Genomic DNA, 24885 nt, shown 5'->3' with positions numbered 1-24885 from the left:
GACGGGGGCTCCTCCTCGTCTCGGCCGTGCGCACCGTGCCCCGGGTCTACGGTGGAAGGATGGACGACGCAGTGCAGACCCGGCGACTCGGAACCTCTGGCCTTCTCGTCTCGGCCGTCGGGCTGGGATGCAACAACTTCGGTCGGCGGGGGACGCCCACACAGACACTGGACGGCACGGTCGCCGTTCTGGATGCCGCCTTCGACGCCGGCATCACCTTCTTCGACACCGCCGACATCTACGGCGGTGAGCCCGGCCTGTCCGAGACTCTGATGGGCGAAGCGCTGCGCGGGCGCCGTGACCGCGTCGTCGTGGCCACGAAGTTCGGCCACAGCGCCGTAGACCTCGGTCTGCCCGGCGCCAAGGGATCGCGCGTCTACATCCGTCGAGCGGTGGAGGCGTCGCTCGAGCGTCTGCAGACGGACTGGATCGATCTCTATCAGCTGCACACGCCCGACCCCGAGACGCCGATCGAGGAGACGCTCGACGCGCTGTCGGAACTCGTTCGCGAAGGGAAGATCCGCTACATCGGCCACTCCAATTTCGCGGGGTGGCAGATCGCCGAGGCGGAGGCGGTCGCACGCGCCCGCGGGGATGTGCCGTTCGTCTCCGCGCAGAATCACTACAGCCTGCTCGCGCGCGCCGCCGAGCGAGAGGTGCTGCCGGCCGTCCGACACTTCGGCCGTGGCTTCCTGCCGTATTTCCCACTGCACAACGGCCTGCTGACCGGAAAGTTCACGCGGGATCACATTCCCGCCGACACGCGCGTTGCTCGGGAGCGGCGTCACCTGTGGGAGAACGCGCCGTGGGATGCCATCGAGGCCTATCGCTCGTTCTGCGACGAGCGCGGCATCACGATGGTGCAGGCGACCTTCGGATGGCTGCTTGCGCAGCCGGCGCTGAGCAGCGTCATCGCCGGCGCCACCTCCGCAGAGCAAGTCCGCTCGAACGCCGAAGCGGCATCCGCATGGCAGCCCAGCACCGATGAGTTGGCGACGATCGACGCGCTCTTCCCGCTTCCGTCGGACCCCGCCGCGGGCTGACGGAATCCCGCACCACGGGTGCGTCCACTAGAGTGTGACACGCCCATCCGTCGACGAAAGAAGAGTGACAGCGTGCCCGACCCCACGACCCAATCCCGGATCGTGGACGTCCCGTCCGGTGCGATCGAACTCCGGTGGGCCGCCGCGACCGACACCGGACGTCGACGCGACAGCAACCAGGATGCCGTCCTCGCGCAGTATCCGCTGTTCATCGTGGCCGACGGCATGGGCGGGCACATCGGCGGCGAGATCGCCAGCGCGAGTGCCGTCGAGCGCCTGCGCGGGGTCGCGGATCGCGGTGTCGTCACCCCGGAGGACATCGAGGACGCCCTCGAGCGCGCCGTCGGTGACATCGCCGACCACCCCGAGACGACGGATGACGGAACGGGAACGACCGTCACCGGCGTGTACCTCGACATCGTCGACGGTGAGCCGCAGTGGACGACGCTGAACATCGGAGACTCACGGGTCTACCTGCTGCGCGACCAGGCGATCGCTCAGGTGACGACGGATCATTCCGTGGTCCAAGAGCTCGTCGCAGCCGGACGCCTCAGCCCCGAAGAAGCGGAGCAGCACCCGTACGGGAACGTCATCACGCGCGCGGTCGGGCCGAGCGACGGCGTCACCCCCGATTACGTCCGGCTGGACGTCGTCGACGGCGATCGCTTCGTGATCTGCAGCGACGGGCTCACGAAAGAGTTGACGGACTACGGCATCCTGCACTTCCTCCTCGAGAACGCCGATCCCGCCGCGGCGGTGTCGGCGATGATGACGGCGGCCCTCGAGAACGGCGGTCGCGACAACGTGACGATCATCGTGCTCGACGCGCACGTCCGCACCGGCGAAGACGCCTCCTCCCCGAAGACCGACTGAGCCCGGCCTTCCACCTCGCGCCGGAGAGGCACGCGAGCGGCACGGGATCGTTGTTTGACTCGGTCGCGTGCATCCGCCGTCTCTTCCCGACGAACCCATCCGTCTGCCGTCGGCACTGCCCGTGCCACGGCGTCCGCCCTTGCCGGTGTGGGCGCTCGTCGTGCCCGCGGCGGGTGCCGCGATCCTCTGGCAGGCGACCGGATCGCCGACGGTGCTCTGGTTCGCCGCTCTGGGGCCGCTCGTCGCGGTCGCGTCGCTGCTCGATGGAGCCCGGGTCGCGCGGCGCGAGCGCCGTCGCTCCGCTGGCCGCGCCGCGGCCGCCCTCCGGTCCGCAGAAGCCGAGCTGAAGGAACGCCACGCGCGCGAGCGAGCCGACCGGTGGCGGACGACGCCCGACGTCACGCGCCTCCTCGCGGTGCCCGACGATCTCTGGCGTCCGCGAGCGGTTCGCGACGTCGTCGTCGTGGGCTCGGGTGACTCGGTCTCGGCCACGCGCGTCGAGGGCGATGTGCCGCCGGACTTCCGGCGCTCTGCCGCCACGCTCCGGCATGCGCCGATCTCCGTGCCGCTCACCGCGGGGATCGCCGTCGTGGGCCCGCCGGTTCCGGCGGCATCCATCGCGCGAGCTCTCGTCATGCAGATCTGTCTGGTGCACGCGCCCGGGGAGGTCTCGCTCATCGCGGCTGCGGAGGAGTGGGCCCGCGAACTGCCGCACGCCTCGAGGGACGGCGGATTGCGGCTCTGGTGGGGGTGGGGCGCCCCACCTCCCGACGTCGACATCGCCATCGTGTGCGTCGGACCCGCGGTCGCTCCGCCGCCGCAGTGCGCAGCCGTCCTGCGGGTCGCCGGTGTCGATGAGGCAGTGCTCGGGTTCGGCGGCACGTCGGCCCCGCTGCGTCCCGAATCGATCGGGCGCGGGCAGGCGGCGTCGATCGTACCCGTGCTCCGCGAACGAGCTGTGGCCGTGGGCGGCGACGACGTGACGCCGTTGCGTTTCGACGACCTCCCCACTCACGGCGGCGCGGGCCTCACGGTGGCACTCGGCGGCGGTCGCGGCGGGCCCGTCACCGTCGACCTCGTCGACGACGGGCCCCACGCGATCGTGGTGGGGGCGACGGGAACCGGCAAGAGCGAGCTGCTCGTCACGTGGATCACGGCGCTGGCACGAAGCCTGCCGCCGTCCCGGGTGAACTTCCTGCTCGTCGATTTCAAAGGCGGTCGTGCCTTCGATTCCCTCACCTCGTTGCCCCATGTCGCCGGCGTCGTGACAGACCTCGACGATCGCAACGCCGTGCGCGCGATCGACAGCCTCGCCGCCGAGGTGCGGCACCGCGAACGCATCCTCGCCGAGCTCGGAGCACGAGACATCGCCGAGGCGAACGATGCGCTGCCGCGGCTGCTCATCGTCGTCGACGAGTACGCGGCGCTGACGGCGACCCATCCTGCGATGCACGACACGTTCGCCGATATTGCGGCGCGTGGCCGTGCACTGGGGATGCATCTCGTGCTCGCGACGCAGCGCGCAGCGGGTTTTCGTGAGGCGGTGCTCGCCAACGCCCCGTTGCGGATCGCGCTTCGTGTGGCCGATTCCGCCGAATCCCGAGCTGTTCTGGGGTCGGCCGACGCGGCGGCGCTTCCCGGTGGACGCGCCGACCGGGGGACGGCGCTGGTGATGGGGCCGGCCGACACGCAGCCGCGTCTGCTGCGGGCGACCCTGTGCCCGCCGGCGGCGATCGAGAGTGTCGCCCGCGCTTCGGCGGGAGCGCGCCCCGCCCGTCGCCCGTGGCTGCCCCCGTTGCCGAACCGCGTCGCACTCGGCGACCTGCGGCAGGAGGGGGCGGTGGTCCTCGGCCTGGCCGACGAGCCCGCCGCGCAGCGTCGACGCGTCGTGGTGCTCGACCGACGCGCGCCGGGCGTCGCTGTCCTCGGGCGTGCGGGATCGGGGCGGACGACGCTGTTGCGGGCCGTCGCGGCGCAGGCGCCTCCTGACCGGGTGTGCTGGGTTCCGGACGACCTCGAGGCGGCATGGGATGTGATCTCCGGGCTCGACGAGATTCCCGGCGGGTGGGTTGTCGTCGTCGACGATCTCGACCGCCTGATCGGTTCTCTGCCCGATGACTACGGGGTCGCCGCGGCAACCACCCTGGAACGGCTCGCGCGTGAGGCCCGCTCCCGCGGCATCCAGTTCGTGTGCGCCGCGCAGCGGATCACCGGCGTCGTCGGCCGGATCGTCGACCACCTGCCCGACCGTGCCGTGCTCGCCGCGGTGTCGCGGTCGGAGCATGTCGCCTTCGGCGGCGACGCGTCGCATCACGACCCCTCGGCCCCCGCGGGCCGGGGGAGATGGGCGGATGCGCTCGTCCAGTTCGCCGACCCGGGAGACCTCCGCCCGCCCGGGGACGACGCCGCCGCTCCCGCGGTGTTCGAGCCGCGCTGCGCCACGGCGTTCGTCGCACCGCCGACCGGCTCGACGCATGATGTGCTGGACCACTGGCGTGGTCGGGGCATCGAGGTCGTCTCCGTCGACCAGACCGCATCTCTGCAGCCGGGGAGGGTCGTGTGGGGTACCCCGGAGGCGTGGATCGGTCGCTGGCGCGGGGCGGTGGCCGCGACCCGGATGCGAAGTCAGCTCGTGGTCGACGCCGCGTGCGGAAGCGAGCTGCGGCTCGTGACGGGGAGCCGGTCGCTCCCGCCGTACGCTGCTCCCGGTCGCGGTCGCGCCTGGGTCATCGACACACGCACGGACCGCGTCCGACGGGTCGTTCTGCCGGTCAGCTCAGTGCGTCATCGAGCGAGCCCGCGGTGATTCCGTGCGCTGTGGCCACGCCCTGATTGACGACGTGTCCGCCGGCGGTGTTGAGTCCGGCCGCGAGCGCGGCGTCGGAACGCAGAGCCTGGCGCCACCCGTGCCGAGCGATCTGCCGGACGTAGGGGAGCGTCGCGTTGGTGAGCGCTGACGTCGACGTGTTCGGCACAGCGCCGGGCATGTTCGCCACGCAGTAGAAGACGGTGTCGTGCACGCGGAAGGTGGGATCAGCGTGCGTCGTCGGCCGCGTGTCCTCGAAGCAACCGCCCTGGTCGACCGCGATGTCGACCAGCACCGAACCCGGACGCATGCGCGCGACGGTCTCGTTGCGCACGAGCTTGGGGGCTTTGGCGCCCGGGATCAGCACCGAGCCGATCACGAGATCCGACCCCACGACCGCGCGTTCGAGATCGAGCGGGTTGGAGGCGGCGGTCTTGACCCGCCCCTGGAAGTGATCGTCGAGGAAGCGGAGGCGTTGGATGTTCGTGTCGAAGATGGTGACATCCGACCCGAGACCCGCGGCGATGTATGCGGCGTTCGCGCCGGCGACCCCGCCGCCGATCACGGTGACCGTGGCAGGCCGGGTCCCGGGCACGCCCGACATCAGCAGGCCGAGACCGCCCGCGGAGCGCAGCAGGGTGGAGGCTCCGACCATGGGGGCGAGACGGCCGGCGACCTCGCTCATCGGCGCGAGGAGCGGCAGGCCGCCGCCGGGGAGCTGCACCGTCTCGTACGCGATGGCGGTCATGCCGCTCTCCACCAGCCGATCGGTGAGCGGTCGGTCGGCCGCGAGGTGCAGATAGGTGAACAGCACCAGGTCGTCGCGGAATCGGTGGTACTCGCTCGCGACCGGCTCCTTGACCTTCAGCAGCAGCTCGGCTCGTGCCCAGACGTCGTCGGCGTCGTCGAGCAGCACTGCTCCGGCGTCGGCGTATTCCGAGTCCGGCAGGGATGAGCCTTCGCCGGCGCCGCGCTGCACGAACACGTCGTGACCGTTGACGACGAGGTCGTGCACGCCCGCCGGAGTGAGCGCGACGCGATACTCGTTGTTCTTGACCTCATGGGGAACGCTGATGCGCATGGCAGTCCTTTCCGCGCTCCCTCGTGAGGAGCCGCTACACCGTCGGCCGGATGATGCCGACGTTCTGTCCGCCGCCGAGCACGGTCAGCGGAAGATGAGAGATCACGCGGGCCACGGGGGCGGCCTCGAGCGCCCCGGCCCGGACGAGCAGAGTGAGCGCGATCGCGGATGCGGCACGGCCGTTGCCATCGAGCACCTTCAGGGCCGCGGTCGTTCCGTCGGGTGCCACCATCACGAGCACTCCCTCGGCGCCCGTCTTGGTGAAGACCCCGAGCCGCTCGATGGCGACGGTGTCCGGACGTCCGGGCCCGTCGATCGTCCACGGGTTCTCGCGAACGGCGCGGACGAGGGCGCCCGCCATGCGGTGCAGCGCGAACGGCGAACGCTCGCTCGCCGTGCCGATGCGCTGGATGGCCCGCCCGAGCGCGACGAGGCTCATCGCGTAGACCGGGGCGCCGCATCCGTCGACAGCCATCGCCGCGGCCTTGGTGCCGGTCAGCCGCTCGATGACCTCACGCGTGTGAATCTGAAGTGGATGCTCGGGGTCGAGATAGGTCTTGGTGTCCCAACCGCTCGCGACGCAGGCGGCGAGCATGGCGGCGTGCTTGCCCGAGCAGTTCATGCGGATGCGCGTGGGGGCGCCGAGCTCGCGCACCATCTCGTCGCGCGTCGCGGTGTCACCCGGCCAAGCGGGAGGGCAGCCGAGGTCGTCTTCGCCCAGGCCGGCATCGTTCAGGATGCCGCGGACGACCGAGACGTGCCGATCGGTGCCCGAGTGGCTGGCCGTCGCCAGGCCGAGCCGTTCGCCCTCGAGGGTGGCTCCGGCGGTCATGCTGGCGAGCGCCTGCAGGGGCTTGAGGGTCGAGCGGGGGAGGATCGGCGCGTCGACGTCGCCGAGGGTGCGGATCGGGGTGCCGTCGGGTCCGAGGACGACCGCAGCGCCGGCGTGCCGGGACTCGATGAAACCGCTGCGCTCGACGACCGCGAGCTCGACGGCGGCGGGAACGGCGAAGGTCTGCGGCACCCCGACAGCCTACCGTCGCGGACCCCGCCGTGCTGCGTGTCAGACTGTCCGCATGTTGGGTGAGCATCGCTACTCCGTCCGGGCCGAGTGGACCGGGAATCGCGGTACCGGGACGAGCGACTACCGGGACTACGACCGGGCCGTCACGCTCAGCATCGACGGCAAGCCGTCCCTCGCCGCGTCGAGCGACAAGCCGTTCCGCGGAGACCCGACCCGGTGGAATCCCGAGGATCTCCTGCTTTCGGCGCTCTCCGAGTGCCACTTGCTCTCGTATCTGCACGCCTGCGTGACGGCGGGCGTCGTCGTGGTCGAGTATGCGGATGACGCGACCGGCACGATGCGCGAGGACGGACGCGGCGGCGGGGCGTTCACGGAGGTCGTTCTGCGGCCCCGCGTCGTCGTCGCGGAAGAGTCGATGCGGGAAGCGGCGCTCGAGGCGCATGCCCAGGCGAATGCATGGTGCTTCATCGCGAACTCGGTGAACTTCCCGGTTCGCCACGAGCCCACGATCGTCGTCTCGGGCGCGGAGTGACCGGCTGGGTCAGCGGCGTTCGTGCGGCAGTGCCTGCTTGATCCGCTCGACGGTGTTCTGCGGCGGGGCCTCGTTGTAGGCACCCGCGAGCTCCTGGCCCGACAGCGCGTGGATCGCGGCCATGATCTCGTCGGTCGCATTCCGGCGCGCGCGGCCGGAGTCGGCGGACCCGTGGTGGCTGAGGTCGAGCGGTTCGCCGAACCGGACGGTCACGCGCGGGCGCAGGCGCGGGAACTTCGCGCCGACGGGCATGATCTCGCTCGTGCCGACGAGCCCCACGGGGATCACGGGGGCACCGGTCTGCAGGGCGAGGAAAGCGACGCCGGTTCGGCCCTTGTAGAGGCGACCGTCGAGCGACCGCGTGCCCTCGGGGTAGAGGGCTGTCGACCAGCCCGCGTCGAGCATCTTCTTCTGCTGGTCGAGGGCGTCCAGTGCGGCCTGGCCCGCGCCGCGGCGGACGGGGAAAGCCCCCGCGGCATAGAAAAACTCACGCGACAGCCAGCCGCGGAAGCCGGTGCCGTCGAAGTAGCTCGATTTCGCGAGGAACCGCACGGGGCGGGGCGAGGCCATCGGGATGACGAACGAATCGATGAACGACAGGTGGTTGCTGGCGAGGATCACGGCGCCCTTGCGGGGGAAGTGCTCGCGTCCTTCGATGCGCGGCCGGTAGATCATGCGCGCCAGGGGGGCGAGCACCCACCGACCGATCACGTAGGTGAGACCGATTCCGGGGACTGCTTCGACCTCGGCTGCGGCCTCGTCGTGCTCGCCGGGCTCGCCGGACTGCGGCTCGGTTGCGTCAGCGTTCACCAGACGAGGCTACTGCGGAACGCATAACTCCGTGGACATGTTGTTCACGCACGCTCCGCTCTGACGGCCGAGCTCCGCGTCTGTGGTGAGGATCGTCAGAACGGCGGGGGACCGAGTGAACGCCAGGGCGACTCTCGACCGTCCGATGGGCGCGACGATCCGGCCGGGTCAGCCGAGTTCTCCGGCGGCCTCGCGATGGTGAAAGTGACGAGGGGTGGTGGTGCGTCTTCGCGGTAGATCCGTCCGGTCGGTGATGTCCAGACGAGTGTTCCGCCCGCGAGTTGTCGGACTCGCCATCTCGTGTGGTGTTTGACGTCGTGGTGTCGTTTGCAGAGGTTGGCGAGGTTGCGCACGTGCGTTGCCCCGCCGTGGGAGGCTGCGATGGTGTGGTCGAGTTCGCAGCGGATGGCGGGTTGTCGGCATCCGGGGAACCGGCAGTGCCGGTCGCGTGCCCGCAACAGTCGGACCATGGCGGCGGTCGGTCGGTACGTGTCGCATTCGAGCACGGTCCCGGTCACGGGATGGGTGAGCAGCCGGTCCCAGGAGGTCGCGTTGCCGGCGAGCTGGCGTGCGGTGATGGCGTCGATGGGGGAGCGTCCCGCGAGGTCTGCCGGTCCTTCGTCCTGACCCATCAGAGTCAAGGCGGACACGGCGACCTGCACGTGTGCGCGGATCGCTCCGAGCGTTCCGTCGCTGTCGCCAGTCGCCGTCGGGTCGAGCGCGGGCGACCCGGCGAGGAGGAGGTCGCTGAATACGTCGGCGCGGACTTGATCGATCGTGCGCGTGTCACCGACGAACGACGACCCGTCGGTGCCCACGTGGTCGACCAGGCCGTCGTCACCGGTCGCGTCCGCGGCGAACAGGGCGTCAGCTCTCTCCGCACCAGCGCTTCCGGCACCATCGTTCGCGGCGTCAGATCCTGCCCCGCCTGCGCCTGCGCCTGCGCCGTCGGCCTGAGCCCGTGCGTTGATGATCTCCCGTGCCTGGCGGGTCAGTCGGTCCACGATCCCGTCGGCGATAACGGTCGGCAGTGTCGCGATGAGATCCGACATGCCGTCGGCCCCGGTCCGCACCTGCACGCACCGCCCCGCAGCGGCCTCCTCGTGCCGTTCGGCGAAGGTCCGCGGGTGCATCCGCTCCGCGAGCATCTGCAAACTCCCGCGCACCCGGTTGGGCGTCTCGCCCTCGCATCGCTCGATCGCGGCTCGCTCGAAGTCCTCGCGGTCGTCCGCGGGCACGATGCACCCCACCTCTTGGATCACCCGCACGTGTCCGCGGACGATGCGCCCGTCCTCCCACGCCGCCATCGTCAATGGGAAGTTGTCCACCAGGTCTCGTGCCTCGTCGATCCGGCGTTGCAACGTCCGGTCGGTCGCGACGAACACCCCGGCCAGCTCCGCGGCGATCCCGCGCAACGCCATCTCGCGCGCCTTGACCTTCTCCGACGCGCCAGCGGCCTGCTTCTCGGCCAGCACCCCGGCCGCGGCGAGCACCCGAACCTCACGGATCTGCACCGCCCGTGCGGCATCCGAAACACCCTCGGCATCCGCGACGAGCGCCGCCAGGGCGTCGACGTCAGAGTCGCTGCCCATCCCGGCATCCATCGCGCCGCGGAACCCGTCATTCGAATGCATGTTCGAATCATGTCACGGACCTCCGACATCGCCCCGGCACTATCCACAGCCTCCGACGGAACGCGCCCCGCGCTCTCAGCGCACACCGATGCTCGTGCGAGAGGATGAGAACTCCGTCTCCCCGATCGAAGAGGTTCTCCGTGCGTCTGCGCCCATTCGCCGCTCTGTCCGTCGTCGCCGTCTCGGCGCTTGCGCTCGCCGGCTGCGCAGGGGGCGACACGCCCACCGAGTCGCCCAGCCCCGACGCCTCCGGCGCGTCGTCGCAGTGCCTCGTCGACGCCCAGCCGGGGGAGGCCTCCGACAGCATCGAGGTCTCCGGCTCCGCGCCGGAGCTGACCGCGAAGGTCGACCCGGGCCTCGAGCCGACGGATATCGAGCGGACGCTCACCACGCGCGGTGACGGCGAGGACCTCGTCTCGGGAGATCTCGTCTCCGGTTCCTACGCGATCTACGACGGCGCGACGGGAGAGCTGCTCGAGCAGTCGCGTGACACGTCGCCCGACGACTCCGGTCTGGTGCCGGTGCTGCTCGACCCGCAGCAGTACTCCGTGTTCGTCGCCGCTCTCGAGTGCGCGCCGCTCGGCTCGACCGCGGCCCTCGCGATCCCCGGCTCGGCGTTCGGCGAGGGGCGCACTGCCGTCGTCGTGGTGGCCGAGGGTGTCGAGAAGCTCCCGACGCGCGCCACCGGAACCGAGCAGGCGCCCGTCGACGGGATGCCGACCGTCGAGCTGGCCGAGGACGGCGCTCCCACCATCACGCTTCTCGGCACCGACGCGCCGACCGAGGTGCAGCTCGAGAATCTCAAGACCGGCGACGGTGCGACGATCCAGCCGGGCGACACCGCCTTCGTCCAGTACACCGGTGTCAAGTGGTCGGACGGGTCTGTCTTCGACTCCAGCTGGGACCGCGGCCAGCCCGCGGCTTTCCGCACCAGCGATGTCGTGGCCGGCTTCCAGCAGGCGCTCGAGGGGCAGCAGGTCGGTTCGCAGGTGCTCGTCGTCATCCCGCCCGCCGCCGGTTACGGGGCGCAGGAGGGCAGCGAGCTCCAGAACGAGACGCTCGTCTTCGTCGTCGACATCCTCGGCGTCCAGCGCACGCCGGTGGCCGCCGCGGGCTGACGGCACCCTGGCCGGCGCAGCCGCAGCACCTAGGCTGACGGCATGCGTCGCGTCCTCATCCTCGGCTCCACCGGCTCTATCGGGACACAGGCGCTCGATGTCATCGACTCCCGACGAGACCGCTTCGAGGTGGTGGGGCTCTCGGCGGGCTCGAACGCCGGGATGCTGGAAGAGCAGGCGGCGCGATTCGGGGTGACCCACACCGCCCTCGGCGCCGCCGACGCGGAACGTCTCGTCCGTGACGTCGAGGCGGACGTGGTGCTCAACGGCATCACCGGCTCGGTCGGACTGGGGCCGACTCTGGCCGCCCTGGAGTCGGGTCGCACCCTCGCGCTCGCGAACAAGGAATCGCTCATCGTGGGCGGCGACCTGGTCACGTCGCTCGCCGCACCCGGTCAGATCGTCCCGGTGGACTCGGAGCACTCCGCGATCGCACAGGCCCTGCGCTCGGGAGAGGCCGACGAGGTGCGACGGCTCGTGCTAACGGCATCCGGTGGGCCGTTCCGCGGCCGCGGCCGTGACGAGCTGGCCGCCGTCACCCCGGCGCAGGCGCTCGCGCACCCGACCTGGGACATGGGACGCGTCGTGACCACCAACTCGGCGACCCTGGTGAACAAGGGGCTCGAGGTGATCGAGGCCCACCTGCTGTTCGGCATGGACTACGACCGCATCGACGTCGTCGTGCACCCCCAGTCGGTCGTCCACTCGATGGTCGAGTTCATCGACGGCTCCACGATCGCCCAGGCGTCGCCGCCCGACATGCGTCTTCCGATCTCGCTCGGCCTCGACTGGCCGCGCCGGGTCGCGGGCGTGGGGGCTCCGCTCGACTGGACGCGAGCGAGCGAGTGGACCTTCGAGCCCCTCGACGATGCGGCGTTCCCGGCCGTCGCCCTCGCCAAGCGGGTGGGGCGGGAGGGCCGGACCTATCCCGCGGTCTTCAACGCCGCGAACGAGCAGGCCGTCGAGGCGTTCCACGCGGGGGCGCTGAGCTTCCTCGGGATCGTGGAGACCGTCGAACGCGTCGTCGAGGCCCACCGGCCGCCCGACGAACTGACCCGGGAATCGCTCGCGGAGGCCGAGGCGTGGGCACGGAGCGCTGCGGACCGGGCGATCAGCGCGGCCGAGTGACGCTCACGGTCAGTAGACGGTGAGACCGCGCGCGGCGAACTGACCGCGCACCCGCGCGAGCAGCTCCGCGTCCGGCGTCGGTCGTCCGGCGAGGGGGTAGGGGATGCCCAGGCGCTCCCACTTCGACGTGCCCATCTGATGGAAGGGCAGTACCTCGACCCGCTGCACGTTCTCCCACCGGGCGACGATGTCCGCGACCGCGTCGACGTTCTCGACGGCATCCGTGAGCCCGGGCACGAGCACGAACCTGATCCACACCGGGGTGCCCCGAGCTGCGAGGCGGTCGCCGAACTCGATCGTCGGCTGCAGGTCGCGGCCCGTGACCTCGCGGTAGGTGTCGGGAAGGCCCGACTTCACGTCGAGCAGAACGAGCGAGACGTCGTCGAGCAGGGCGTCGGATGCTGCGCGGCCGAGGTTCCCCGACGTGTCGAGGGCGACGTGCACGCCGAGCTCGGCCGCAGCCCGGGCCAGGCGGGTGACGAAGGCCGACTGCTGCAACGGCTCGCCGCCGGAGATCGTCAGCCCGCCGCCCGTCGCGCGAAAGACCGGCAGGTACCTGCGCAGCCGGGCGACGATGTCGTCGAGGGAGGCGAGCTCACCGTCGCGCTGACGCCAGGTGTCGGGGTTGTGGCAGTACTGGCAGCGCAACGGGCATCCCGCGAGGAAGAGGGTCATCCTGGTGCCGGGGCCGTCCACGGAAGTGACGAGCTCCCAGGAATGCACACTCGCGATGTGCCCGGACCGTCGTGCGGCGAGACGGTCGTGACGGGGATCGCTCAGATCGGCGGTGCAGGCTTCGCCCGGCACCAGGATGGCGGACACGGGAGTCAGACCCCCGTGTGGAAGGTGCGGCTGAGTACGTCGAGCTGCTGCTCTCGGGTCAGTCGCACGAAGTTGACCGCGTAACCGGACACCCGGATGGTCAGCTGCGGATACTTGTCGGGGTTGACCATCGCGTCCTCGAGCGTCTCGCGCGTGAGCACGTTGACGTTGAGGTGGTAGCCGTCGGACGCCATCTGCGCGTCGAGCAGCCCCACGAGGTTGCGCACCCGTTCGTCGGGCGTGCGTCCGAGACCGCTCGGCGTCACCGTCGTGGTCAGCGAGATGCCGTCCTGCGCCTGGTCGAACGGGAGCTTCGCGACGGACAGCGCCGCTGCCAGCATCCCGTGCGTGTCGCGACCGTTCATGGGGTTCGCGCCCGGGGCGAAGGGCTGGCCGGCGCGGCGGCCGTCGGGGGTGTTGCCCGTCGCCTTGCCGTAGACGACGTTCGAGGTGATCGTCAGCACCGATTGCGTGTGAACCGCGTCGCGGTACGTCTGGTGCTTGCGGATCATCGACATGAAGTCCGACACGAGTTCGCGGGCGATCTCGTCGACGCGGTCGTCGTCGTTGCCGAAGGTGGGGAAGTCACCGTGGACGAGGTAGTCGACGACGAGGCCCGAGGAGTCGCGCACCGGCTCGACGGTCGCGTACTTGATGGCCGAGAGCGAGTCGGCGGCGACCGACAGTCCGGCGATGCCGCACGCCATGGTGCGCAGGACGTTGCCGTCGTGCAGGGCCATCTCGAGACGCTCGTAGGCGTACTTGTCGTGCATGAAGTGGATGCAGTTGAGCGCGTCGACGTACGTCTCGGCGAGCCACTCCATCATCACCCGGAAGCGCTCGCGCACGTCGTCGTACACGAGCACGTCTCCCGAGACCGGGGCGGCGGCCGGCGCGATCTGCTTGCCGCTCACCTCGTCGCGTCCGCCGTTGACGGCGTACAGGAGCGTCTTGGCGAGGTTGACCCGAGCTCCGAAGAACTGCATCTGCTTGCCGACCGTCATCGGCGAGACGCAGCACGCGATGGCCGCGTCGTCGCCGCACAGCGCGCGGATGTGGTCATCGGACTCGTACTGGATCGACGAGGTGTCGATCGACACCTGCGCGCAGAACTCCTTGAAGCCCTCGGGCAGCGCGTCGGTCCACAGCACCGTCAGGTTCGGCTCGGGCGCGGGGCCGAGGTTGTAGAGCGTCTGCAGGAAGCGGAAGGCGGTCTTCGTCACGAGCGTGCGACCGTCCTCGCCGACGCCGCCGATCGACTCGGTCACCCAGGTCGGATCGCCCGAGAAGAGCGCGTCGTACTCGGGCGTCCGAAGGAACCGCACGATGCGCAGCTTGATGACGAGGTCATCGACGAGTTCCTGGGCCTCGGCCTCGGTGAGGGCACCGCTCGCCATGTCGCGCTGGATGTACACGTCGAGGAACGCGGTGTTGCGCCCGAAGCTCATGGCGGCACCGTTCTGCTCCTTCACCGCTCCCAGGTAGGCGAAGTACAGCCACTGGATCGCCTCACGGGCGGTGGCGGCGGGCCGGGTGATGTCGAAACCATACGAGGCCGCCATCTCGGCGAGCTCGTGCAGCGCGCGGATCTGCTCGGCGTTCTCCTCGCGCGAGCGCAGGATGTTCTCGGTGGAGGGGTGCATGTCGAGTTCGGCCCGCTCGACGTTCTTCGCCGCCACGAGCGCGTCGGTGCCGTACAGGGCGACGCGTCGGTAGTCGCCGATGATGCGCCCTCGGCCGTACGCGTCCGGGAGTCCCGTGATGATGTGGCTGCTGCGGGCGCGGCGGACGGCCGGCGGGTAGACGTCGAAGACGCCGTCGTTGTGGGTCTTGCGGTAGCGGGTGAAGATCGTCTCGAGGGTCGGGTCGACCGGGTAGCCGTACGTCTCGAGGGCGCCCTTGACCATGCGCCATCCGCCGTTGGGCATGATGGCGCGGCGCAGGGGCGCGTCGGTCTGCAGGCCGACGATCAGCTCGTCCTCCTGGCGGATGTAGCCCGGACCGTGCGACGTGATGGTCGAGGGTGTGAGGGCGTCGACGTCGTACACGCCGCGCTCGCGCTCGGCGGGGAACATCTCGCTCAGGGTGTCCCACAGCCCCGTCGTGCGGGCGGTCGGCCCGACGAGGAACGACGAGTCGCCGGTGTAGGGCTCGTAGTTGCGCTGGATGAAGTCACGGACGTCGATGTCGTCCTGCCACGGGCCCGGGGTGAAACCCGCCCACGCGGTGGGGACCGCGTCGTCGTCGTGTGCTGTCGTGCTCGGGATGACTGTGCTCATCGTGGGTCCTTCGTCCTGTCGGAAGGCCCGCCGGGGAGCGGGGAAGGCGCTGGTCGTGCCTGCCGCGGCGTGCCTGTGGCCGACGCTACGCCCGAGCCGCCGGGGGCGGCGGAATCGTGCACGGCAGCGACAGGACGACGATGGACCCCTGATTTTTCACAGTGGTCCGACCACAAACGCGCTCAGTCGGCGTAGGGCACGGCCCAGCTGGGCTCGGGTACCGGCCAGCCGGCATCCCGCAGCGCGCGTCGAGCGAGCTCCCGAGCGGAGTACGGGGTGCGAACTCCGCGGATGTCGCGGTAGTCCTGGTGTCCCGGTCCCGCCCAGAGGATCGCGTCGCCCTCGCCGACGAGCGACACCGCTTCGACGATCGCCTTCTCCGGCGGCGACGACTCACGGATGTCGGCATCCGGCCGCGCTCGCCGAGCGCCCTCGAGCAGAGTCGCCCGGATCGCGTCCGGGTCCTCGAAGCGCGGGTGATGATCGGTGACGATCAGGATGTCGCTGCCGAGAACGGCCGTGGCGCCCATGTCGTGCCGCTTGGTCTTGTCGCGATCGCCGTCCGCCCCGAACACCATGACGACGGTTCCGGGAGTGACGCGGCGTACGGCGGCGAGGGTCTTCTCGAACGCGTCGGGCGAGTGCCCGAAATCGACGTACACGGCCGGTCCGCGCTCTCCCGATACGCGCTGGGTGCGCCCGGGGAGGTGAGCGTCGATGCGCTGCCCGTCCAGGACGCGCACCAGCTCATCCCACGTGTAGCCGCCCTCGAGGAGCATGACGATCGCGAGGCCGGCGTTGGCGGCCATGTGCCGTCCGATGACGGGCACGGTCGTGGTGAGCTGTCGCCCGTCGGTGCCGACGAGTCGGAACTCGGTGCCGTTCTGACGTTCCTCGATGATCTCGACGGTCCAGTCCGCCGATGCCGGCGTCTCGGCGATCGCCGGCGTGATGATGGTCGTGACGGGGATCTCCGCACGCTCGACGATCTGCGCGCCGGCGTCGGAGTCGAGGCACACCACGCCGCGCCGTGCCCGGTCGGCACGGAAGAGCGGCAGCTTCGCCTCGAAGTACTCCGTCATGTCGCGGTAGTCGTCGAGATGATCGTGCGTGAGGTTGGTGAAGCCGGCGACGTCGAAGACCACGCCGTCGACACGGTGGCGGGTGAGGGCCTGTGCGCTCACCTCGACTGCGACCGCTTCGACGCCCCGCTCGCGCATGAGGGCGAGCAGCGCGTGGAACTCTGACGCCTCGGGCGTCGTGAGCCGCGAGACGATGACTTCGCCCGCGATGTGGCGTTCAGCGGTCGAGGAGAGACCCGTCACGGCGCCGAGTTGGCCGAGGATCCCCTCGATGAGGTGCGAGACGCTCGTCTTGCCGTTGGTGCCCGTCGTGCCGAGCAGCAGGGGGAGGCGGTCCTCGCGCCCGGTTCCGTAGACCCAGGCCGAGAGGTCGCCCAGTCGGGCCCGCGGGTCGTCGACGACGACGATGGGCAGACCGGTCTCGGCAGCGAGCTCGGCGCCACGGGCGTCCGTGACGATCGCGGCGGCGCCCGTCTCCGCAGCGCGCCCTGCGAACTCGGCGCCGTGCCGGACGGCGCCCTGGATCGCAACGAAGGCTTCGCCCGGCCGCAGATCCGCCGTCGCGAGGGTGATGCCCGTCACGGAGATGTCGGTGGCGGCGCCGACGATCCGCCCGCCGACATGCGCCGCGAGCTCTGTCAGGGAGCGGCGCGGCGGACTCTCGGGGCGGAGGACGGGAGGGAGGTTCGGGGCGTCGGTAGGCATTACGACCATTGTCTCACCCCGGTTCCGGGGCGGCCACGTCGATTGACGCGCCCGCCCCGGGTGTGCTCAGGCGCGTCGGCGGGCGATGGCCAGGACGAGCGCGGCGGCCGCGACGACGAGCGCACCGGCCGAGAGCCAGATGGGCAGCGGGTCGGCAGCGGCCGAGGATGCCGCGGTCGTCTCCGCGTCGGCCGCATCGGCCGTGTCGCCGGACGAGTGGCCGCCCTCGGAGTGTCCGCCGTGCTCGTCGGCCGACGCCGCCCCGACCACCACGACGGGGGCCGGGTACTCGAGGTCGTCCGGATCCTGACCGTCTTCAGCGATCTCCACCCACGCGGCCTCGCCCGTCTCGCACTGCTGCGTCACGGGGAAGGCGAAGCTCTCGCCCTCGGACGAACCCGGGAAGATCACGTTCATACCGGCCGAGGCCGCATACGCGTCGGGGATGGGTGCGACCGCGGTGTATGTGATCCGCGTCGGGAAGCCGTTCTCACCTGCATCGGTGGTGATCGCCCACGCGCCGTCGACGACGGGCGTCGCGCCCTGCGCCTCGGCGGGGATGTCGACGACGAGCGCCGTCGTGGGCGACCCGTCGCAGCCGTGACTGAACGAGAAGTCGATGCGGGTCGAGCCGTTCGCGGCGACCTCCTCCGGCGTCACGTGGACGTGCGCGGATGCGGCGAGCGGGAGGGCGAGGGCCAGGGCTGCGCCGGCGGTCACGCCGACGGCGAGGCGCGCACGGCGGCGCGCGGTGATGGTGCGGGTCATTTGTCGTCTCTCAGAACATGCGGGCGGCGTCGTGCCGTCCGCTACGGGAAGGGGAGGTCACGCGGTGGCGACCGGAGGCCCCCGCAGCGACAGAGAGGAACGGAGACGACGCGCCGGCACGACGCGCTCGGTCGCGGCGGTCGGGCGCAGCAGCGGCGTTCGCGGGCGGAGCGACGGCGACATCAGCCGTGCGAAGCGACGGATGCCGCGGTGGATGAGGCGGATGAGGCGCTCGCCCACCACGAGAGTCGCGACGGTGACTGCGGCCGCGAGGACGTGCGTCGCCGTCATGTTCGTGCCGACGGCATGCAGGTGCGGCAGAGGCGCGAGGGCGGTCATCGTCGCACCGTGAATGTGCGGCAGCGGCGCCGTGGGGTCGGCGGAACCGGCGATGGAGAAGAAGGTGTGGAACAGTCCCTGGCTCGCGAGGACGACGAGGCCGGTTCGCCAGGCCGACGGGGCGCGGCCCACGAGCCAGACGGCGGCGGGGGCCGCGAGAGCCGTCGCGACGACGATCAGCCAGAGCGGTGCGAGACCGCCCGAGAGGGTGTGGGCCGTCGCGGCGAAGACGGTCGCGATCGCCGCGGAGGCGGTTCCCCGCACGGCGCGGGCACGCCGCACTGCCGCACTCTGCGCCCGCTCCATGGTTGGAGTTTACGGCCTGGGCCGATTCAAAGACTCGGCGGGTACTCTGGGCGGTCGTGACCGTCCTCGCTTTCGTCATCGGCGTCGTGCTGCTCGTCGTCGGGCTCGCCGTCTCGATCGCTCTGCACGAGGTCGGCCACCTCGTCCCCGCGAAACTCTTCGGCGTGCGCGTCGGCCGCTACATGATCGGCCTCGGCCCCACCCTCTGGTCGCGGCGCTACGGCGAGACCGAGTACGGCGTGAAGGCCCTGCCCGTCGGCGGCTACATCTCGATGTCCGGCATGTACCCGCCGGCGCCCGACGAGCCGGACGCGGCGGTGCGCCGCAGCGGGCGCTTCTTCGGCGCGATGGTGCAGGACGCCCGCCTCGCCAACGCCGAGACGCTCGTCGAGAACGACACGCGTCCGGCGTTCTACCAGTTGTCGGTGTGGAAGCGCATCGTCATCATGGTCGGCGGCCCGTTCATGAACCTCGTGCTCGCCATGGTTCTCTTCGCGATCGCGCTGAGCGCCATCGGCATCCCGAGCGTCTCGCCCACCATCGCCGCGGTCAACGAATGCGTCATCCCTACGGGCGCTGATCGTACGGCGTGCGAGGCAGGCGATCCCGTGTCTCCCGCTGCCGCCGGCGGCATCCGTCCGGGGGACGTCATCGTCGCCGTCGACGGGACCGACGTCTCGGGCTACGCCGAGGCGACGGCGATCATCCAGGCGTCGCCGGGACGGACGATCCCGATCGTCGTCGAGCGCGACGGCGACCGCGTCACGCTCGAGGTCACCCCGATCGCGGCCGAACGCCCCATCGTGAACGCAGACGGCATCACCGAGGTGAAAGAGGTCGGGTTCGTCGGCATGACGGGCACGCGAGTCAACGTCCCCCAGCCGATCTGGAGCGGCCCCCAGCAGGCGGTCGAGCGGCTCGGAGCCGTCGCGGGCGTCATCTGGCAGCTGCCGGTGAAGGTCTACCAGACGGGAGTGGCGCTCGTCACCGGCGGCGAGCGCGACCCGAACGGGCCGCTGTCCGTGGTGGGTGCGGGGCGTATCGCGGGCGAGGTCGCGGCGACCGAGGCCCCCGTTCAGGACCGCGTGGTCGACCTGCTGGGCCTGCTGGGCTCGCTGAACATCGCGCTGTTCATCTTCAACCTGCTGCCCCTGCTGCCCCTCGACGGCGGCCACGTCGTGGTGGCCCTGTGGGACGGGATCAAGCGCGTCTGGGCGAAGCTCTTCCGCCGTCCCGCGCCGCGGCCGGTCGACGCCACGAAGCTCGTCCCCGTCACCTTCGTGGTCGTGATCGGGCTCATCGTGATGGGTGGGACCCTGATCCTCGCCGACGTGTTCAATCCGATCTCGATCCTCGGCTGACGCTCGTCGCCGGGGCGGCGCACGTCAGGCCGGGACGGGCGCCAGGGCGAACCCGATGAGCCGTTCGAGCGTCGGCAAACCGTCGCGAGACAGGATCGACTCGAGGTGCCCCTGCACGGATGCATACCCCGGACCACGCAGCGCGTAGACGTCACCCGATGAGGGATCGGCAGCGATCTCGGTGCCGCCCCGCTCGGTGGTGCCGGGGGCGACGCGCGCGGTGAAGGTGTTGTAGAAGCCGATCGATGCTGGCTCGCCGAAAACGTCGACGCTCTTCTGCAGGCCTTGATGGGGTGACGCGAGGGGAGCGAGCCCGATGCCGAGCCGGTCGGCGAGGATCTGGTGGCTCAGGCACACGGCGAGCAGCGGGCTGCCCGCGTCGGCGCGACGACCGACGAGCTCGCGCATGCGCGCGATACGGGGACTCATGCCGTCGCGGGGGTCGCCGGGGCCGGGGCCGAAGACGACCAGGCCCGCATCGTCGACGGCGGAATCCGTCACCTCGCTCCAGGGGGCGATGCGCACGCCGAACCCGAGGTGATGGAGCTGGTGCCCCAGCATGGTGGTGAACCGGTCCTCGGCATCGACGACCAGCACCTCGCGGCCCGTGTAGGGACCGCCCTCGGCCGCCTGCGGGTCGAGCCAGAACTGCGCGAGACGCGCGTTGCGCGAGGAGAGGAGGGCGGCGATCGTCGGGTCGTCGCCGAGCCGCGGGCGCTGTGCGGCCGGTGCGTCTTCGTCGACCGCCGCGGTGTCGGCGATCGAGGACGGCGCCTCGTCGCGGTCGACGGCGCCGATCGCGCCGAGGACGCCGGCTGCCTTGCCGTGGGTCTCGCCCACCTCGCCGGCCGGGTCGGAGTGCCGTACGAGCGTCGCGCCGACCGGCACGCGCAGCCGGCCGTCGACGAGGTAGGCGGTGCGGATCAGGATGGGCGCATCGAGATCGTGCCCGCCGCCCGCCGCGGGAGTGAACAGGGCGGCGACCCCGGAGTAGTAGCCGCGGGGTGTGCGCTCGTGGCGCGCGATGACCGTGCACGCGTTCTGCATGGGAGACCCGGTGACGGTGGGAGCGAACATCGTCTCGCGGAGGATGTCGCGCGGATCCATCGTGCTCGATCCCCGCAGCATGTACTCGGTGTGGGTCAGGCGCGACATCTCCTTCAGGTGGGGGCCGGTGATGCGGCCTCCGTCCGAGCAGACGGCCGACATCATCTTCAGCTCTTCGTCGACGACCATGAACAGTTCCTCGGTCTCCTTGGTCGAGGAGAGGAATTCCGTCAGGGTCTCGGCCGTCGCGCCGCCACGGGGGTGGCGGAAGGTCCCGGAGATCGGGTTCATGGTCACGATGCTGGTGCCCGGCTCGGCGGGGGCTCCGCTGCGCGCGCTGACGTGCGCCTCGGGGCTGGCGCCGACGGCGACGTGGCCATCGGTCACCACGAGGAAGGTCCAGTAGGCGCCGCGCTCGTGCTGGAGCAGTGCGCGGAACCAGGTCAGGCCGGCGGTCACGGCGTCCGTCTCGACCGTTGCGGTGAAGTCTCGACGGATGACGAAGTTGGCTCCCTCGCCGCGGCCGATCTCGTCGGCGATGACGCGCCGCACGATGTCGGCGTAGTCCTCGTCGGAGATGTCGAAGCCGGCATCCTCGAGCGGCACCCGGTCCGACGGCAGCTGGCGCAGCGCCTCGGCCAGGGGCAGGGAGTCGTGGTCGGCGATCCGCAGGCAGCGCAGCGGTGCCCGATCGTCGTGGCAGACGAAACCGCGTTCGACGACCTGCCGGAACGGCACGAGGGCGAGCACTTCGCGCGGTGTGCCGTCGGGATCGTCCAAGGGGATGTCGGCGAGCCGGTCGACGTCGACCACGTCGCCGCGGAGCACCTCGACGCTCGCCCCGTCGCGCGCGATGAGCGCGAACGGCTCACCGCTCGCGGCGAGATCGGTCAGGGTCGGGAGGGAACCGGTCATCGTCGTCTTTCTTCGTCGGAACGCCCGCCCCACGAAGAAGACCGCCGGGCCTTCAACGCCGGGCGGTCTGAAACGTGTGCACGTCGAACACACCGCCTAGGCGGTGTGCCACCAGGAGAGGCGCGTGCGCATGGGGCGAAATTATCACACCCGCGTCGGGGATGCGGCGCTGCGCTGCTCCCAGCCCGTCTGCGGCGGTGCCGCGTAGGCTGTGCCCGTGCCAGCTGTCAATCTCGGGATGCCCCAGGTTCCGGACGTCCTCGCCCCTCGCCGCAAGAGCCGGCAGATCCGCGTCGGAAAGGTGCTCGTCGGGGGAGGAGCGCCCGTCAGCGTGCAGTCGATGACGACGACGCCGACCACCGACATCAACGCGACCCTGCAGCAGATCGCCGAGCTCACGGCATCCGGCTGCGAGATCGTCCGCGTGGCGGTGCCCTCGCAGGATGACGCCGACGTGCTGCACATCATCGCCAAGAAGAGCCAGATCCCGGTCATCGCCGACATCCACTTCCAGCCGAAGTACGTGTTCCAGGCCATCGACGCCGGATGCGCGGCGGTGCGCGTGAACCCGGGAAACATCCGGAAGTTCGATGACCAGGTCGGAGCGATCGCGAGCGCTGCAAAGGCCGCCGGGGTCTCGCTGCGCATCGGCGTCAACGCCGGCTCTCTCGATCGGCGCCTGCTCGAGAAGTACGGCAAGGCGACGCCGGAGGCCCTCGTCGAGAGCGCCGTCTGGGAGGCTTCACTCTTCGAGGAGCACGACTTCCACGATTTCAAGATCTCGGTCAAGCACAACGACCCGATCGTCATGGTCAAGGCTTACCGGCAGCTCGCCGAGCGCGGCGACTGGCCGCTGCACCTCGGTGTGACCGAGGCCGGTCCCGCCTTCCAGGGCACGATCAAGAGCGCCACCGCTTTCGGCATCCTCCTGGGTGAGGGCATCGGCGACACGATCCGCGTCTCGCTGTCGGCGCCCCCGGCCGAAGAGGTCAAGGTCGGGCATCAGATCCTGCAGTCGCTCAACCTGCGGGAGCGCAAGCTCGAGATCGTCTCGTGCCCGTCGTGCGGGCGCGCGCAGGTCGACGTCTACACGCTCGCCGACGACGTTACGGCGGGCCTGAAGGATGTCACCGTGCCGCTGCGCGTCGCGGTCATGGGCTGTGTCGTGAACGGACCGGGCGAGGCGCGCGAGGCTGACCTCGGCGTCGCATCGGGCAACGGCAAGGGGCAGATCTTCGTCAAGGGCGAGGTCATCAAGACCGTGCCCGAATCGGAGATCGTCGCGACGCTCATCGAAGAGGCTCGCCGCATCGCCGACGAGCTCGGCCCCGACGCGCCGCTCGGCACGGCCCAGGTCGTCACCGCCTGAGATCGGTTCGGTAACGCTTCGACGGTTCATGCCGCGAGGCGCTTATCGGTCCTGCCAGGCTGAGGACGTGCTCCGTCGTTCTGCCGCGCTTCTGCCCCTCGCGCTCGCTGCCGTCCTCGCGGCGGGATGCGCCCCCGTCGAACGTGCGGCCGAGACGCCGTCGCCGGCGAGCCCGTCTTCGGACGCGTCTTCTCCGACACCCACGCCGACGCCGAACCTCGAGCCCGTCCGGGCGTTTGACGGTGACTGCGACCAGATGCTCACGATCGAGCAGCGCGACGAACTCCTCGGTGCGGGGTCGATCACCGTCGCCGAGCAGATGGCGCTGTGGGAGCCGGAACGTCCCGTTCCCGTGGGGGCCGACCCCGTCGGCACCGCGGGGGGTCTCGCCTGCACCTGGTATGCGGCGGAGGGCTCCGAGCCCGCCGCGGGCGTCAGGAACCTCACCACGATGGTGCTGCCTGCCGCGGCTGTGACCAACGAGATCGCCGCCGCGTACTCGGTCGCGTTCTGCGAACCGAATTACGATGCGAGCGCCTGTCGTCTCGGCGTGCGCGTGGGAGACGACTGGGTCAGCGCAACCGTCGGCTCCGAGGTGTATGAAGCGCCGGAAGAGCTTCTGAGCGCAGCCGTCGAGGCGGTGTCGCGGAACCTCGCGTCCGCGACCAAGCCACGCCCCGCCGACCGCACCGACCAGACCTGGTCCATCCCCGATTGCGTCGAGCTCGGGGAGGCCATCGGTCTCGAGGACATCGTCGGCCCATATCGCCACGGGTACTGGGAGGGGTCGGAGCAGCCCGAGGACGTCCTGTTCGCCTCAGCCGGGATCGCGCGGACCTGCCCGATGTTCTCCGACAGCGAACGGCTCGACTACAACACGCACGATTTCCGCATCCTCAGCCCTCTCGTAGCCCCCGGTCTCGGTTGGCAGTGGAATCAGCTCCGCACCGGCGCGGCGGAGACGGCGGTCGCCGTCGAGGTCGCCGGCGCCGCGGACTCGTTCGGCGTCGATCCGGGCTACGGATCGGTGCGCGTGTTCGCGACAGACGGCACGAACATCGCGAGCATGTGGTCGCAGGACGCAGAGGTCGCAGCTGAGGTCCTGTCTCGGATGCTCACCGCACTCTCCCGCTGAAGCCAGGCCGTCTCAGGCGATCGTGCCTGCGGCATAAGACGCGTCGACGTCTGTGTCGAGCGCGGTGCGCAGCGCGATGCGCAGGGCGCGCACGATGTCGACGAGCGGAAGCGAGGGCTGACCGCTGGGGGCGTCCTCGGTCGCGTACGGCACATGGATGAAACCTGCACGGCGGTGGTCAGCGGGTGCAGTGGCGTCGAGCGCGGTGAACATGACGTGGTTGCAGACGAAGGTGCCGGCCGAGTGCGAGACGGTGGCGGGGATACCCGCATCCGTGATGGCGGCGGCGATCGCCTTGACGGGCAGCGTCGCGAAGTGGGCGGCGGGCCCGCCGGGTGACGACGGGACGTCGACCGGCTGGTCGCCGGCGTTGTCGGGGATGCGCGCGTCGAGGAGATTGACGGCGATGCGCTCGATCGTGACGCCGGTGCGTCCGCCGGCCAGCCCCGTGGTGACGACGACGTCCGGGTCGTGCGTCGCGATGAGCTGGAGGAGGCTGCGCCGAGCGCCGTCGAACTCCACGGGAAGAACCGCGGTGACGAGATGCTCGGGGCCATCCCACTCCTGGGCAACCCGGCGGACGGCATCGCCCGACGGGTTGGTCGCGTCTCCCGCGAACGGCTCGAATCCGGTCAGCAGCACGGTCGTCATCCGCTCAGATTAGTTCGCGCATCCGTGAACCTTCTCGGCAGTGCCGGACACTACAGG

The 24885-nt window shown here is 70.6% G+C and carries 20 protein-coding genes; 9 read left to right on the top strand and 11 right to left on the bottom strand.

Going from position 1 to position 24885, the window contains the following annotated elements; translation table 11 throughout:
• Positions 1–59 precede the first annotated feature (59 nt).
• From AA0Y20_RS14490 to AA0Y20_RS14480, 3 genes are all read left to right on the top strand, one after another.
• Positions 60–1043, top strand: coding sequence for an aldo/keto reductase (locus AA0Y20_RS14490; RefSeq protein WP_412935630.1), 984 nt, complete (start codon positions 60–62; stop codon positions 1041–1043).
• A gap of 72 nt (positions 1044–1115) precedes the next feature.
• On the top strand, positions 1116–1916 hold the full coding sequence (locus tag AA0Y20_RS14485) for a PP2C family protein-serine/threonine phosphatase (protein ID WP_412935627.1): 801 nt from the start codon (positions 1116–1118) through the stop codon (positions 1914–1916).
• Positions 1917–1983: 67 nt separating this feature from the next.
• Positions 1984–4722, top strand: coding sequence for an FtsK/SpoIIIE domain-containing protein (locus AA0Y20_RS14480; protein ID WP_412935625.1), 2739 nt, complete (start codon positions 1984–1986; stop codon positions 4720–4722).
• On the opposite strand, the gene ald is transcribed toward AA0Y20_RS14480, so the two are convergent.
• Together ald and AA0Y20_RS14470 are read right to left on the bottom strand one after the other, a co-directional pair.
• Positions 4688–5803 carry an alanine dehydrogenase gene (gene ald, locus AA0Y20_RS14475; RefSeq protein WP_412935624.1) on the bottom strand — a complete coding sequence of 372 codons (1116 nt, stop codon included), beginning with the start codon at positions 5801–5803 and terminating at the stop codon, positions 4688–4690. The two genes, AA0Y20_RS14480 and ald, sit on opposite strands and share 35 nt — an antisense overlap.
• 34 nt (positions 5804–5837) lie before the next feature.
• Complete coding sequence (locus tag AA0Y20_RS14470; protein WP_412935622.1) at positions 5838–6827, bottom strand: asparaginase; 990 nt, start codon at positions 6825–6827, stop codon at positions 5838–5840.
• 52 nt (positions 6828–6879) lie between these two features.
• Between AA0Y20_RS14470 and AA0Y20_RS14465 the strand changes: the two genes are divergently transcribed.
• Positions 6880–7359: an OsmC family protein gene (locus tag AA0Y20_RS14465; RefSeq protein ID WP_412935620.1), complete on the top strand. Its 480-nt coding sequence runs from the start codon at positions 6880–6882 to the stop codon at positions 7357–7359.
• 9 nt (positions 7360–7368) lie between these two features.
• Here the strand turns inward: AA0Y20_RS14465 and AA0Y20_RS14460 are convergent, their stop codons facing one another.
• Positions 7369–8172 (bottom strand): lysophospholipid acyltransferase family protein, encoded by an 804-nt coding sequence (locus tag AA0Y20_RS14460; RefSeq protein ID WP_412939660.1) that lies wholly within the window; start codon positions 8170–8172, stop codon positions 7369–7371.
• A 92-nt stretch (positions 8173–8264) separates the two neighbouring features.
• Positions 8265–9803, bottom strand: a complete 1539-nt coding sequence (locus tag AA0Y20_RS14455; RefSeq protein WP_412935618.1) for a DUF222 domain-containing protein — start codon at positions 9801–9803, stop codon at positions 8265–8267.
• 140 nt (positions 9804–9943) lie between these two features.
• Between AA0Y20_RS14455 and AA0Y20_RS14450 the strand changes: the two genes are divergently transcribed.
• Together AA0Y20_RS14450 and dxr are read left to right on the top strand one after the other, a co-directional pair.
• Positions 9944–10921 (top strand): FKBP-type peptidyl-prolyl cis-trans isomerase, encoded by a 978-nt coding sequence (locus AA0Y20_RS14450; RefSeq protein WP_412935616.1) that lies wholly within the window; start codon positions 9944–9946, stop codon positions 10919–10921.
• A 42-nt stretch (positions 10922–10963) separates the two neighbouring features.
• Positions 10964–12049, top strand: coding sequence for a 1-deoxy-D-xylulose-5-phosphate reductoisomerase (gene dxr, locus AA0Y20_RS14445; protein WP_412935613.1), 1086 nt, complete (start codon positions 10964–10966; stop codon positions 12047–12049).
• A 9-nt stretch (positions 12050–12058) separates the two neighbouring features.
• On the opposite strand, the gene pflA is transcribed toward dxr, so the two are convergent.
• From pflA to AA0Y20_RS14420, 5 genes are all read right to left on the bottom strand, one after another.
• Positions 12059–12862, bottom strand: coding sequence for a pyruvate formate-lyase-activating protein (gene pflA, locus AA0Y20_RS14440; RefSeq protein ID WP_412939659.1), 804 nt, complete (start codon positions 12860–12862; stop codon positions 12059–12061).
• A gap of 14 nt (positions 12863–12876) precedes the next feature.
• The gene (gene pflB, locus AA0Y20_RS14435) at positions 12877–15150 is read right to left on the bottom strand and encodes a formate C-acetyltransferase (RefSeq protein WP_412935612.1); all 2274 of its coding nucleotides are present in this window, start codon (positions 15148–15150) and stop codon (positions 12877–12879) included.
• 182 nt (positions 15151–15332) lie between these two features.
• Positions 15333–16937: a Mur ligase family protein gene (locus AA0Y20_RS14430; RefSeq protein ID WP_412935609.1), complete on the bottom strand. Its 1605-nt coding sequence runs from the start codon at positions 16935–16937 to the stop codon at positions 15333–15335.
• 66 nt (positions 16938–17003) lie between these two features.
• Positions 17004–17705: a DUF1775 domain-containing protein gene (locus AA0Y20_RS14425; RefSeq protein WP_412935607.1), complete on the bottom strand. Its 702-nt coding sequence runs from the start codon at positions 17703–17705 to the stop codon at positions 17004–17006.
• 57 nt (positions 17706–17762) lie between these two features.
• Entirely contained in the window at positions 17763–18350 is a 588-nt protein-coding gene (locus tag AA0Y20_RS14420) for a hypothetical protein (protein WP_412935605.1), read from the bottom strand.
• 56 nt (positions 18351–18406) lie between these two features.
• On the opposite strand from AA0Y20_RS14420, the gene AA0Y20_RS14415 reads away from it, so the two are divergent.
• Positions 18407–19711 carry a M50 family metallopeptidase gene (locus AA0Y20_RS14415; protein ID WP_412935603.1) on the top strand — a complete coding sequence of 435 codons (1305 nt, stop codon included), beginning with the start codon at positions 18407–18409 and terminating at the stop codon, positions 19709–19711.
• Between the two features lie 24 nt (positions 19712–19735).
• On the opposite strand, the gene AA0Y20_RS14410 is transcribed toward AA0Y20_RS14415, so the two are convergent.
• Positions 19736–21673 (bottom strand): anthranilate synthase family protein, encoded by a 1938-nt coding sequence (locus AA0Y20_RS14410; protein WP_412935601.1) that lies wholly within the window; start codon positions 21671–21673, stop codon positions 19736–19738.
• Between the two features lie 238 nt (positions 21674–21911).
• On the opposite strand from AA0Y20_RS14410, the gene ispG reads away from it, so the two are divergent.
• Positions 21912–23042 (top strand): flavodoxin-dependent (E)-4-hydroxy-3-methylbut-2-enyl-diphosphate synthase, encoded by a 1131-nt coding sequence (gene ispG / locus AA0Y20_RS14405; RefSeq protein ID WP_412939657.1) that lies wholly within the window; start codon positions 21912–21914, stop codon positions 23040–23042.
• Between the two features lie 67 nt (positions 23043–23109).
• Positions 23110–24177 carry a hypothetical protein gene (locus AA0Y20_RS14400; RefSeq protein WP_412935600.1) on the top strand — a complete coding sequence of 356 codons (1068 nt, stop codon included), beginning with the start codon at positions 23110–23112 and terminating at the stop codon, positions 24175–24177.
• Between the two features lie 12 nt (positions 24178–24189).
• Here the strand turns inward: AA0Y20_RS14400 and pcp are convergent, their stop codons facing one another.
• Positions 24190–24828: a pyroglutamyl-peptidase I gene (gene pcp / locus AA0Y20_RS14395; RefSeq protein WP_412935599.1), complete on the bottom strand. Its 639-nt coding sequence runs from the start codon at positions 24826–24828 to the stop codon at positions 24190–24192.
• Positions 24829–24885: the final 57 nt, after the last annotated feature.

It is taken from the genome of Microbacterium pratiae (genome assembly GCF_047302165.1).
In the GTDB taxonomy this organism is placed as follows: domain Bacteria; phylum Actinomycetota; class Actinomycetes; order Actinomycetales; family Microbacteriaceae; genus Microbacterium.
This window is presented reverse-complemented; position numbering and strand designations above follow the sequence as displayed.